This window comes from Streptomyces sp. NPDC055632, from assembly GCF_053618675.1.
Genome location: NZ_JBSHHY010000003.1, coordinates 403,175 through 415,288 on the forward strand (window position 1 = coordinate 403,175; position 12,114 = coordinate 415,288).

General features: G+C 74.8%; 8 protein-coding genes. All 8 read left to right on the plus strand.

Annotated features, from left to right (window positions below; translation table 11 throughout):
- Positions 1-242: 242 nt before the first annotated feature.
- The 8 genes from ACWGSR_RS07135 (at position 243) to ACWGSR_RS07170 (ending at position 12,030) form a co-directional block, all read left to right on the plus strand.
- A complete protein-coding gene (locus tag ACWGSR_RS07135; RefSeq protein WP_453564147.1) occupies positions 243-1,199 on the plus strand; it encodes a hypothetical protein in 957 nt (318 codons plus the stop codon).
- An 88-nt stretch (positions 1,200-1,287) separates the two neighbouring features.
- Positions 1,288-3,450, plus strand: coding sequence for a hypothetical protein (locus ACWGSR_RS07140; RefSeq protein WP_453564149.1), 2,163 nt, complete (start codon positions 1,288-1,290; stop codon positions 3,448-3,450).
- The gene (locus ACWGSR_RS07145; protein WP_453564152.1) at positions 3,447-5,198 is read left to right on the plus strand and encodes a hypothetical protein; all 1,752 of its coding nucleotides are present in this window, start codon (positions 3,447-3,449) and stop codon (positions 5,196-5,198) included. Before ACWGSR_RS07140 ends, ACWGSR_RS07145 begins: the two co-directional genes overlap by 4 nt.
- Positions 5,188-6,549, plus strand: coding sequence for a DUF4407 domain-containing protein (locus ACWGSR_RS07150; protein WP_453564155.1), 1,362 nt, complete (start codon positions 5,188-5,190; stop codon positions 6,547-6,549). The genes ACWGSR_RS07145 and ACWGSR_RS07150 overlap by 11 nt, the downstream gene beginning before the upstream one ends.
- A 295-nt stretch (positions 6,550-6,844) precedes the next feature.
- Entirely contained in the window at positions 6,845-7,597 is a 753-nt protein-coding gene (locus tag ACWGSR_RS07155; RefSeq protein WP_376240688.1) for an AzlC family ABC transporter permease, read from the plus strand.
- Positions 7,594-7,926 (plus strand): branched-chain amino acid transporter permease, encoded by a 333-nt coding sequence (locus ACWGSR_RS07160; RefSeq protein ID WP_376240686.1) that lies wholly within the window; start codon positions 7,594-7,596, stop codon positions 7,924-7,926. The genes ACWGSR_RS07155 and ACWGSR_RS07160 overlap by 4 nt, the downstream gene beginning before the upstream one ends.
- A 148-nt stretch (positions 7,927-8,074) precedes the next feature.
- Complete coding sequence (locus tag ACWGSR_RS07165) at positions 8,075-9,058, plus strand: DUF6879 family protein (RefSeq protein ID WP_376240684.1); 984 nt, start codon at positions 8,075-8,077, stop codon at positions 9,056-9,058.
- Positions 9,059-9,381: 323 nt separating this feature from the next.
- Positions 9,382-12,030, plus strand: a complete 2,649-nt coding sequence (locus tag ACWGSR_RS07170; protein WP_453564158.1) for a BTAD domain-containing putative transcriptional regulator — start codon at positions 9,382-9,384, stop codon at positions 12,028-12,030.
- Positions 12,031-12,114 lie beyond the last annotated feature (84 nt).

The following is a 12,114-nucleotide window of genomic DNA, read 5'->3' on the forward strand; positions in this document are numbered from 1 at the left end:
CCGCGCCGGACGGACCAGGCACTTCTACGGGATCGGGCCACTCGGCGAGATCCCGTACTTCCACGGGGTGCGGTGCCCGGCCCGGGTGTACGACTGGCAGGGCGACCGGTGCTCCACGGGGGTGGGCAGTGGTCCGGGAGCGGCATGCCGTGTCATCTCGCACCGCGCAACTCTTCTTTTTCGCAAGTGAGTTGGTGGTACGGCATGCTGTCCCTCCCGATGTGACGGACGAGGAGGACGGGATGTCCGTAGGTGCGATGGGCGTGTTCGACAGGCGGCTCCTGCTGGCCGTCGACGCGCGAGGATACGGCAGCGCGGACACCGCGCGACAGCGCGAGATCCAGACGGCGCTGCCCCGGCTCCTCTCCGAGGCGGCCGAGGCGGCGGGGCTCGACCGCGCCTCCTGGGTGCGGCAGGCCGCCGGGGACTCCGAGTTCGCCGTGCTGCCGACCGGTTCCGACGAACAGGCGCTCGTCGAGCCGTTCATGCGCCGGCTGGACGCCGGGCTGCGCGCCCACAACCGCGACCGGGTGCCCGGCGCGCGGCTCGCGCTGCGCGCCGCCGTGCACTTCGGTCCGGCCTCCGAAGCCCCCAGCGGGTTCGCGGGCCCGGGGCCCGTCGAGATCTCCCGCATCCTGGAGAGCGACCCGCTGCGCCGGGCCCTCGCCGCGGCCCCCGGCGCCGCGCTCGCCGTCGCGCTGACCGCGCCGGTCTTCACGGAACTCGTCGCCCAGGGGTACACCAACTTCCGGCCGGAGGAGTTCCGCGAGGTCGTCGTCGAGAAGAAGGAGTACCGGGGCCGGGCCTGGCTGTGGGTGCCGGGGTACGACGTCCACGCGCTGGACCTGGGGGATCCGGAGCCGGGTGGCGGTTCCGGGGCCGGGGGCGGGGGCGGTATCGGCGCCGGGGCCAGTGCCGGCGTCGGGGCCGGTGTCGGTGCCGGCGCCGGCGTCGGTCACGGGCCCGTTCCGGGCTCCGGCGAGCCCGCGGCACAGACGGCCGCGCCCGCGGCGCATGCGGCCGAACCCTCCGCGCCGACGCCCGAGCCCGCCCCGCAGACCGCGCCCGCGCCCGCCCCGCAGACCGCGCCCGCGCCCGCCCCGCAGGCCGAGCCCGTCAGGAGCGGAGGCGATTCCGTCTCCACCCATTTGTACGGAACCGTCATCAACGGGAACGTCGTCTTCGGCATCTCCAAGTGATCCGTGTGGGCGAGGAGACGGGGGTGCGCGCATGAGGTCCACGGACCGGCCGGCGGAGGGGCACGGAAGCGGGGAGGGAGGAGCGGACATGGCCGACGGGGTCCGGCAGTCGGCGGGCGAGGCCGAGGACCTCCGCCCGGACCCCGAGGCCTCCGCGCCTCCGTCCCCCTCCGACGGCGACTACCGCGTCTACAACAACTTCTACGGCCCCCAGTACCACGGGCGCGCCCACTTCGGCATCGCCACCGCCACCGAGCGGTCCGGGCGGGCCCGGGCCACCGGTCTCCTCGACGGCGACGAGGTCGACGCGCTGCTGCGCTCGTACATCCGCCCCGACTGCTTCGACGGCGCGGCCCGCGAGCTGTCCCGTACCGGCGTCGTCGTGCTGACCGGGCCCCGCGGCACGGGCAAGCGCTCCGGCGCGGTCGCCCTGCTCCGCGAGACGGTCGGGCCCTCCGCCGACTACGTGGTGCTCTCGCCCGACATCGGCCTCGACCAGCTCGCGGAGCGCACCTTCGAGGCGGGCGTCGGGTACGTCGTCCTCGACCGCACCGGGACCGCCGGCACCACGGGAGACGCCGCCGAGCCGTCCGCGGACTTCTCCTGGCGCCGGGTCCGCGACCAACTGCGCCGCCACCGCGCCCACCTGGTGATCACCACCGTGCACGCCGTGTCCGGGCGCGCCCCGGAGGCGGTGCGCCACCTGCCGTGGCGGCCCCCGGCCCTCGACAAGGTGGTACGGGCCCGGCTGGTCCAGGCCCGTGCCTCCCGGGAGAGCGTGGAGCGGGCCGTCGCCGGCATCCCGCCCCGCTGCCCGATCGCGGTCGTCGCCGAGGCGGCACAGCGGATCGCGACGGGCGCCGACCCCGACCAGGTGTGGAAGGAGCACAGCGGCGCCGCGCCGCAGGCGGTCCACGAGTGGTTCGGCGCCGACGAGGGGCGGAGCCTGCGGGAGATCGCCGAAGTCACCACCCTCGCCTTCGCCCCCGGTGTCGGACGGCGCGCCTTCGAGTCGCTCCAGGACACCCTGGAACGGCTCCTCGAACCGGTGTACTTCACGCCGGAGGACGGGCCGGCGTCCTCCGGCCCCGCCGCCCCCGACACCGCCGAGCAGTCCGCCGCCCCCGACGGGCAGGACCGCCGGCCGGTGAGGCGCGCCCGGCCGGCGGACCGGCGCCGCTCGCTCGCCCGCAACCCCCTGATCACCACCGAGATGCAGGTCTACGGGGCGACCACCCGGGAGGTCCTGGTCTTCGCCGACGTCGAGCTGCGCCGCTGGGTGCTCCAGGCGCTGTGGCGCGACCACCCCATCGAGTACTGGGACGCGGTCCGACAGTGGCTGGACGTGGTCGTCGGCGCCGACCCCGACCCGGTCCTCCAGCACTCCATCGCCTCCGGGCTCACGCTGCTCGGCCACACCGCCTTCGACGAGGTCGTGCAGAGCTACCTCGACCCGTGGGCGCGCGGGAGGAGCGGCCTGACCGGGCAGACCATCGCGGCGTACGTGCTGTGGTACATGTGCCTGGAGGAGACGCAGGCGGCCGCGGCGCTCACCCTGGCCCGCACCTGGGCGCAGTCCACCCATCCCACCCTGCGGGGCACCGCGCTCGTGGCCTTCGGCGGCCAGCTCGGCGCCACCTTCCCCACCGACGCGGTGAAGTGGCTCTGGGCGGTGCTCCGCAGCGGCGTGCTCGACAAGCACGAGGAGCGCGCGTCCGGACTGCGGGCGTGGGCGCAGCTCTTCCTGACGCTCGTCGACTGCCAGGAGGACGCCGGCATCGTGCTCGACGCCCTGGCGCACCGGATCAGGAAGGAGCAGCGCACCCGGTCCGCCGCCTACTCGGCGACGGGCCTGCTCGCCCTCGAAACCGTCCTGTACGTCTTCGGCGCCACCGAGCGGCTCTCGGGCCGCCCCGCCGTCGCCCGCTACGTCGCCGACCGGCCCGAGGAGACCGAGGTCGTCGCCGAACTGTGGGCGGCCGCCCTCCGCTACCGGCCGCTGCGCCGGAGCGCCCTCTCCGTCCTGTTCGCCATGGTCGGCGCCCTGCCCGCCGTGGCCTCCGACCCCACCGCGGTGGCCACACGATTCGGTCGTGCCCTCGCCGCCGCGCTCCCGCCGGTTGAACTTCCCTTGTTAGCAAGTGAGCTGGGTCAACTCGCGGTTTCCCGTCACGCCCGCGCCACGCAACCCGACCACGTCGCGGTCCTGCTCGGCGCCCTGAACAGTGTGAAGGACAGCCACCCACGATGACCACGATCCACAGGACCTATCCGCTGGTCGAGGAACGCGTGCTCGCCCCCGCGCCCCGCACCGGACGCCACTTCTGGAACCGGCCCGCCCGTTCCCACGACGAGCTGCCCCGCGTCGCCGCCCACCAGGTGCTCGTCTACCGCACCGGCGACCAGTACCTCACGGACCACGGCGTCCGCGGGCCCGCCGACGAGGCGGTCCTGAACGCCGGCTCGGTCACGGTCGTCGACTGCCGCACCGCCGTGCCCGTCACCGTCGGCACCGAGGTGCCGTCCGCCGAGACCGACGGCTTCACCGTCCAGGTCGCCTTCCACTGCACGGTCACCGATCCCGTGGCCGTCGTCCGCGAGGGCGTCACCGACGTGGAGTCCCGGCTCCTCGGCTACCTCCGGGCGCTGCCCGGACTCACCGACGTCACCCAGGAGTGGCCGCTCGGACGCGGCAAGGAGGTGTCCCGGCGGCTCACCGCCCGGCTGACCGCCTACCTGGAGATGGAACCGCCGAGGATCGCCGGGCTCTCCGTCGGCGACCCGTACCTGACGGTCCTCACCCCGGAGGAGTTCGCCGCCCAGCAGCGCCTCGCCGACGAGGAGCGGCGCGAGGCCGAGCAGGACCGCGTGAAGGAGGCGGTGCGCCGCGAGCGGGAGCTGATGGAGCACGAGCGCGAGGCCATGGAGGTGCGGTACCGCCAGGAGATCGAGGACCTGAAGCGGACGTACGCCCAGCGGACCGACGCCGAGGACCAACACTACAGCCACAACCTCAAGCGCAGGGAGAACGAGTTCTCCCGCATCGAGGCGATCAAGGACCTCGACGACTTCGGCACCGACGCGGACAACGCCGACGTCCTCGCCCGGAGCAGGGGGGAGATCTCCTACTCGGAGCTGGCCGACCGGCAGCGCGAGGCCGACCGTGCACGGCGCGACCGGCGGCGCGAGGACGAGGAGCGCCACTGGGAGTACGCCGACCGGCGCCGCCGCGCCGAACAGGAGGACCTCCGCTACAGCCTGGACCGGGACGACCGGCACCGGGAGGTCGACCGCCAGGACCGGCGCGCCGAGCTCGACGCCGCCCGGGAGGAGCAGCGCGAGCGCCGGGCCGAGGACCGCGAGGACAAGCGGCGGCAGCGCGCCGAGCGGCGCGAGGACGTGCTGGCCGAGCGCGCCGAGCGGCGTCACCAGGCCGAGCGGCGCGCCGGCATCAACCAGGAGCTGGGCCGGCAGATGATCAACCGCGGCCTCCTCGACAACGCGCCGATCGACGCCCGCGCCTTCGTCGAGCGCCTCAGCTCCGGCCAGGGCCTCATCGACGAGGAGCCGCGCACCGACGCCGGGCAGGTGGCCGCGGCCGCCGCGCCGCCGCAGCTGGGGGAGGGCGACGGCGAGCCGTACGAGAAGGAGGAGTGGAAGGAACGGGAGAAGGAGGAGAAGCGGGGGAGGAAGGGGGGATCCGGCCGGGAGGACGCCGCCCCGCGCGACGGACGCCGTGACGACCCGTACGACGAGGAGCGGTACGAGGGCGAGCGGTACGAGGGCGGTCGGTACGAGGAGCGGTACCGCGACGGCTACGACCGCGACGGCCGTGCCGCGGCCGACGGGGAGCGCGACCGGGGCCGGGGGTACGACGGGGAGCGGGAGTACGACCGGGGCCGGGGTGCCGGTCCCGACGACGCCGACGGCTCCGCCCGCCACCTCCTGACGGCCGACGACGACCTCGGTGAAGCGGGGAGGGAGGAGCGTGGCCGCTGACACCCCCGTACGCCCGCCCGAGGAGGACTACGACGCGTGGGCGGCCGAGACCGGCCCCGCCCGCCGTCCCCGGGGCGGCCGGTCCGCCGGCCGCAGCCCCGCCGTGTTCCTGCGCCGGCTGATCGGCATACGCGAGGAGATCCTCGACCGCGAGAGCGCCGAGCGCGCCCGCTACACCTGGTACGGCGCCATCGTCCTCAACACCGCGCTGCTCGGCGGGGCCTCCATGGCCATGGCGATCGGCACGGTCCGGGAGGGCACGCCGACCGTGGTGGCGATCCTTGTCGGCGTCGTCTGGGCGTGGATCGTGCTCGCCCTGGACAGCTGGCTGGTCTCCAGCACTCACGGCTACACCGGCGGACGGGCGGTCCGCATGCTGGTGCCGCGCCTGTTCCTCTCCGTGGTGCTCGGGCTCACCATCGCCGAACCGCTGCTGTTCCAGGTCTTCGACCGGGAGATACGCCAGGAGATGGCGGTCGGCAGGGAGCGGGACCTCGCCGACTTCAGGGGAGGCCTCACCGCCTGCAACCCCCCGGACGGCAAGGACACGACGAACCGCGCGGAGTGCGGCGGATTCCACCTCACGGTGAAGGGCGCGCCGGCCTCGATCAGGGCGGACATCGCCGACAACACCGCTGCCGTCGCCCGCCTCGACGGGCAGATCAAGACGTACAACGACGCCCTCGACAAGAAGCTGACCACGGAGCGTTACGAGTGCGCCGAGGAGCGGTGGATCCGGCGCGGCAACGGCCGGGACACCACCGAGACCTGCGAGCGCGCCCGCGCCGACACCACCGCGTACCGGCGGGCGGGCAAGATCACCGAGTACGAGGCGAAGCGGGCCGAGCTCGTCGCCAAGGGCAACGTCCTGTCCGAGCAGCTGGTCGCCACCGGTACCGACTACCGCGCGGACGTCAAGAAGGCGATCGACGCGAAGGTCGCCGAGCGGCAGGCGTCCCAGCAGCACGACGGACTGCTCCTGCGCGCCGACGCGCTGTCCACGGTGGCCTGGTCCGACGGGTTCGCGCTCTTCGTGATGTTCCTGCTGCACGCCGTACTGCTCCTGGTCGACGCCATGCCGGTCCTCGCCAAGCTGATGAGCGGCCCGTCCGAGTACGACCGCAGGCTCGGCGAACGGCGCGAGGCCAACCAGCGCATCCACCTGGAGGACCAGGACGTGCAGCGCCAGGTCGCCTCCATCGACCACGAGGTCCGGCGCTACGCGGCCGAGGTGCGCGCCGAGGAGGACAAGGCCCGGCTGGGCCACGCCCGCTACAAGGCGCGGGCCGAACACGCCCGCACGGTCCGGGAGGAGCTCGACGCCCGCACCGCCAGGCTCCTGGGGGAGTGACCGCCGACGGTCGACGGTCGCCAGCCGTCGGCCGTCAGGGAGGCAGGGGGGCAGGGAGGCAGAGAGGCAAGGGGCAGGGAGGCAGAGAGGCAGGGGGCAGGGAGGCAGGGAGGCAGGGGGCAGGGAGGCAGGGAGGCAGGGGGCCTCCCGGCACACCCGTGCCATGCACCTTCGTGACACCCGGCGAGCGGTGACAGGCGCTCCGGGCCGCGTGAAGCTGGGTTCCGACGCCGGCCGGGGGAGGAGACACCCCTCCTCCCTCCGGCCCCGTGACCACGAACCCGCAGGAGAGAGCATGCGCGCATCGCCGCCCCCGACGGAACGGACGGACCGCCCGCGGTCCGGGGGAGGCGTCGGAGAGGCGGTCCGGCTCACCGTCCCCGTGGCCATGGCGTACGTCCCGCTGGGCGTGGCGTTCGGCGTGCTGCTGACCGCGAGCGGCGTCAACTGGTACTGGGCCCCGCTCTCCACCCTGCTGATCTACGCGGGATCCGTCGAATTCCTCGCCGTCGGCTTCATGGTGGCCGGACTGCCGCTCTACCAGGTCGCGTTCACCTCACTGATCGTGAACTTCCGGCACGTCTTCTACGGCCTGTCCTTCCCGCTCGACCGGCTGCGCGGACGGGCCCGGAAGGCGTACGGCGTCTTCGCCCTGACCGACGAGACCTACGGCATCACCTCCGCCGGCCCCGGCGCGCACCTGACCGGCCGGCAGATCACCGTCCTCCAAGCGGTCAGCCACGCCTGGTGGTTCCTCGGCGCGCTGCTCGGCGCCCTGCTCGGCCAGGTGATCCCGGAGAGCGTCAAGGGCTTCGAGTTCGCGCTCACCGCCATGTTCCTGACCCTCGCGGTCAACGCGGTGCGCGCCGGCAGGAGCACGAACCTCGTCCTGCTCGCCCTGGGCGCCGGGGCGGTCGGGTACGTCGTGGACCGGTACGTGATCGGGGAGTCGTTCCTGATCGTGAGCCTGCTGCTCTACGTAGTCGTCATCAGCGCCACGTACAAGAAGGACCGGAAGGACCCGAAGGACGAGGAGGCGGCGGAGTGAGCACCCTCTCCGACGCGCACGCGTTCGCCGTCGTCGGCGTGATCGCCCTGGTGACCCTGGCCCTCCGGGCCGCCCCGTTCCTCGTCCTGCGGAAGCCCGCCGCCGACGGCTACCTGCGCCACCTCGGCGAGAAGACGCCGACCGGCGTGATGGTGCTGCTCGTGGCGTACACCCTCAAGGACCTCGACGTGACCGTCCGCCCCTTCGGACTCCCGACGCTGGTCCCGCTCGCCGTCGCGGCGGTCACGTACGCGAGGACGGACAACGCCCTGCTGTCGATCGGCGGCGGCGTCGCGCTGCACATGGTCCTCGTCAACGGGCTGGTCTGACGCGGCGACGGGCCCCGCCCGGCGTCCGTCCGCCGGACGTGCGTTGCGCCGCCGCGACCCGTGTCCGAGACTGCGGTACGTCCTGGGGCGGGCGACCGTCGGCCGTACCGCCCTCCGCAGCGCTGTGACGTGTGGGGGAGCTGTCCGCGTGCTGACTCCGTTCGGTCTCACGGAAGGAGCCGACCGGCTCTACCGGTTCGTCCTCGCCCGGCCGGGCTGCGGCGCGGCGGAGGCCGCGGCGGAGCTCGGCGGTCCGGCGCACGCGCTGGACGGGGCGCTCCGGGAGCTGACGCGGCTGGAACTGCTCACCTCGGACGGACCGGACCACGGCCGGCTGTACGTCGTGAACCCCAAGGCCGCCCTGGACACGCTGCTCGCCTTCCAGCAGGCCGAGATAGCCGAGCGCAACCGCACGCTGGCCCGCAGCCAGGCCGCCGCCGAGATGCTGCTCGCCCAGTACGCCGCGCGGCACGGCGGCGACGAGGAGCCGGAGGTCGAGCACCTCCGGGGCGTCGGTGCGGTGCGGGCCCGGATGGCCGACCTGGTGCCCGCCATGCGCGAGGAGTCCCTGGCCTTCGTGCCCGGCGGCGCCCAGACCCCGGAGGTCCTCGCGGCGAGCAAGGCGACCGGCGCGGAGCCGCTGGCGCGCGGGGTGCGGATGCGCTCGGTGTACCTGGACTCCATCCGCAACGCCCCGGGCACCCTGGAGCACGCCCGGTGGCTCACCGAACGCGGCGCGGAGGTCCGCACCGTGCCGGCGCTCCCCATGCGCCTGTGGATCATGGACCGGGAAGTGGCCATGGTGCCGATCGACCCGGCCGACAGCGCGGCGGGCGCGGTGCTGCTGCGCCAGCCGGGCGCGGTGGCGGCGTTCCTCGCGCTGTTCGAGGCGGTGTGGGCGTCGGCCGTCCCGTTCGGCGAGGCCCCCCGGCGCAGCCTGGAGGACCCCGGCTCGCAGCCCCGCGAACTGCTGCGCCTCCTGGCCCACGGCTACACGGACGAGGCCGCGGCCCGCCGCCTGGGCATCTCCCTGCGCAGCGAGCGGCGCCTGATCTCGGAACTCATGGAGAAGCTGGACGCCCGGAGCCGCTTCCAGCTGGGCCAGCGCGCCGTCGAGAACGGGTACGTCTGAGGCGCGGCCGTCCGGCGAGAACGGGTACGTCTGAGGCGCGGTCCTCCGTCGAGAACGGATACGTCCGACGTCCGAGGCGCGGCCCTCCGGCGAGAACGGGTACGTCCGAGGCGCGGCCCTCCGGATCCGGGGTCCGTGCCCCGCCCACGTCCACCCCCGTGATCACCGGCCGGACCGCCGTGCGCCTCCCTGTGGGAAACACCACGTCCGGATTCGGCCGACGCGGGCGGTACGGGGCAACTCCGCGTCGCGGACGACCCTCTTCCCCCACGTATCCTCGACTGCCGGGGAAGACGGGGGTGTGTGATCGCGGAGGTGTGAAGGTGGAGTTCCGGCTGCTCGGCTCCGTTGCGATGGTGACGGAGGACGGTGACGTGGCCCTGGGACCCGCCAAGCGGTCCAGCCTTCTCGCCATGCTCCTGCTGCGCCCCAACAGCGCGGTGAACGTCGGGCAGTTGACCGACGCCCTCTGGGAGGAGGAGCCGCCGGTCCACGCCAAGACCGTCCTCCAGGGGCACGTCTCGCGGCTGCGGGCCCTCCTCGCCGAGCACGGGGCCGAGGCGTACGGGGTCGAGCTCGCCACCCAGGGTTCGGCGTACGTGCTGCGGATGCCGGAGTCGCTGGTGGACGTGCACCGGTTCGAGGAGCTGGTGGGGCTCGCCGGGGTGCAGCGGCAGCCCGCCGACGCGGTCCGGATGCTGCGGGAGGCGCTGTCGTACTGGCAGGGCCCCGCGCTCACCGGCACCGTCCACAGCCGGCCCCTGGAGGCCGCCGCCACCGGTCTCGAAGAGCTGCGGCTCGCCTCCGTGGAGGCGCTGGCGCAGGCGTACGGGCAGCTCGGCGAGCACGCCAGGGCCGCCGCCGTCCTGCGGACCGAGGCCGTCGCCCACCCCCTGCGCGAGTCCCTCGCGGCCGCCCTGATGCTGGCCCTCGGCCGCTCCGGGCGCCAGTCGGACGCGATCGACTGGTACCACCGGACCCGGCGGCTGCTCGCCGAGGAGCTGGGCGTCGACCCCGGCGAGACCCTGAGCGAGGCGTACGCGACGCTGCTGCGCACCGCGGAGCCCGCCCCCGTGGCCCGCCCCGTCGTCCCGCCCGCCGAGGTCCCGGCCCCCGAGGGCCTGCCCCGGCCGCCGCGCGGCTTCACCGGACGCGGCGCCGAGCTGGCCGCGCTCGACCGGGCGGTACGGGGCGGGGACGGGCCCGTCTGCCTCGTCACCGGGCCGGCGGGCGTCGGCAAGACCGCCTTCGCCGTCCACTGGGCGTACGAGCGGCGCGCCGGCTTCCCCGACGGGCGGCTCTTCGCCGACCTGAAGGGCTTCAGCGAGACCCCCGCGCCCGAGACCGCCGCCGTCCTGCGCGAGTTCCTGCTCGCGCTCGGCGTCCCGGACCGGCGGATGCCGGAGGGCGTCGAGGCGCGGGGCGCCCTCTTCCGCTCCCTCACCGCCGAGCGCCAGCTGCTCGTCGTCCTCGACAACGCCCGCTCCTCCGGGCAGGTCAGACCGCTGCTGCCCGGCGGCGACCACTGCGCGACCCTCGTCACCAGCCGCGACCGGCTCGGCGGCCTGATCGCCTCCGACGCCGCCCGGCCGGTGCCGCTCGGCCACCTGCCGGAGGCCGACGCCGCCGCCCTGCTCGCCACCGTCCTCGGCGAGGACCGGATCGCGGCCGAGCCCGCCGCCGCCGCGCGGCTCGCCGGACTCTGCGACGGGCTGCCGCTCGCGCTGCGGGTGACGGCGGCCCGGCTCGCCGAGCGGCCCGCCTGGACCCTCGGCGCGATGGTCGGCGAACTCGCCGACGAGCAGAGCAGGCTGACCCTCCTCGACGTCGAGGACCGGGGCGTCTCCGCCGCGCTGCGCCTCACCGTGCAGCAGCTCCCCGACTCCGCCGCCCGCCTGTTCCGCGCGCTCGGCCTGCACACCGGCGCCGACCTGGACCGGTTCGCGGCGGGCGCGCTCGCCGGGACCTCGCCCGCGCAGGCCTCCGCCGACCTGGACCGGCTCGCCGCCGCGCACCTGCTCACCGAGGCCGTCCCCGGCCGCTGGACCCCGCACGACCTCGTCCGCCTCTACGCCCGCCACCTCGCCCCGCGGGCCGACCCCGAGGGGCTGCCCCGCCTCCTCGACCACTACCTCTACACCGGGCTCGCGGCCGACGCCGCCGCCGAGCCGGGCTCCCAGCCCTGCTACGCGCTGCCCGCCGACACCCGCCGCCCCGCCGCCACGCGGGAGTTCGAGGACCGCACGGCGGCCCTCGACTGGTACGTGGCCGAGCGCGCCGCCCTGGAGGGCGCGGTCACCGCCGCGGCCGCCCTCGGCCTGCACGACCGGGCCTGGCGGCTCGCCCTGGTCCAGTGGCCGCTGATGCTCATGCGGATCGGGGACGGCTGGACCCCGCTCCTGGAGGCCGGGCTCGCCTCCGCCGAGCGGGTCGGCGACGTCGACGCGCAGTCCCGGACCAGGGCGCTGCTCGGCTGGATCCTGCACGCGGAGGGCCGGAACGCCGAGGCGCTCGTCCACCTGGAGAAGGCGCCCGGCCTGGCCGCCCGCGCGGGCGACGCGGTCAGCGAGGCCATCGCCCACGTCAACCACGCCGCCGTCCTGGACGCCACCGGGGAGCACGAGCGGGCCGGTCTGCTCATGCTGCACGCGGTCTCGCTCGCCGACCGCACCCACCACCCCTCCACCCAGGTCCTCACCCTCCAGCACCTGGCGGGCCACTGCCTGAAGGCGCAGGAGTACGAGGCGGCGCTCGCGCACACCCTGCGCGCGGAGGAACTCGTCGCCCCCGACGCGGTGGTCGTGCGGGCCCAGCTCCAGATCGTCCGGGGCGAGGCGCTGGCCGGGATCGGACGCCTCGAAGAGGCCACCGACCAGCTGGAACGCGCGATCGTGGCCTCCGAGAAGGCCGGCTTCCCCGAGGGATCGGCGCGCGCCGCCGCCCGCCTTTCGCGCCTGTCAGCCGATCGTTAGCGGCACGTAAGCGGGACGGCAGTACGGGACGGAAAGCTGGATACAGCACCGATCGACGAACCGGTGCGTACGCACCGAAAGGGT

Coding starts and splice junctions, on each gene's coding strand:
- ACWGSR_RS07135 (WP_453564147.1), top strand. CDS start 243: ATGTCCGTAGGTGCGATGGGCGTGTTCGACAGGCGGCTCCTGCTGGCC.
- ACWGSR_RS07140 (WP_453564149.1), top strand. CDS start 1,288: ATGGCCGACGGGGTCCGGCAGTCGGCGGGCGAGGCCGAGGACCTCCGC.
- ACWGSR_RS07145 (WP_453564152.1), top strand. CDS start 3,447: ATGACCACGATCCACAGGACCTATCCGCTGGTCGAGGAACGCGTGCTC.
- ACWGSR_RS07155 (WP_376240688.1), top strand. CDS start 6,845: ATGCGCGCATCGCCGCCCCCGACGGAACGGACGGACCGCCCGCGGTCC.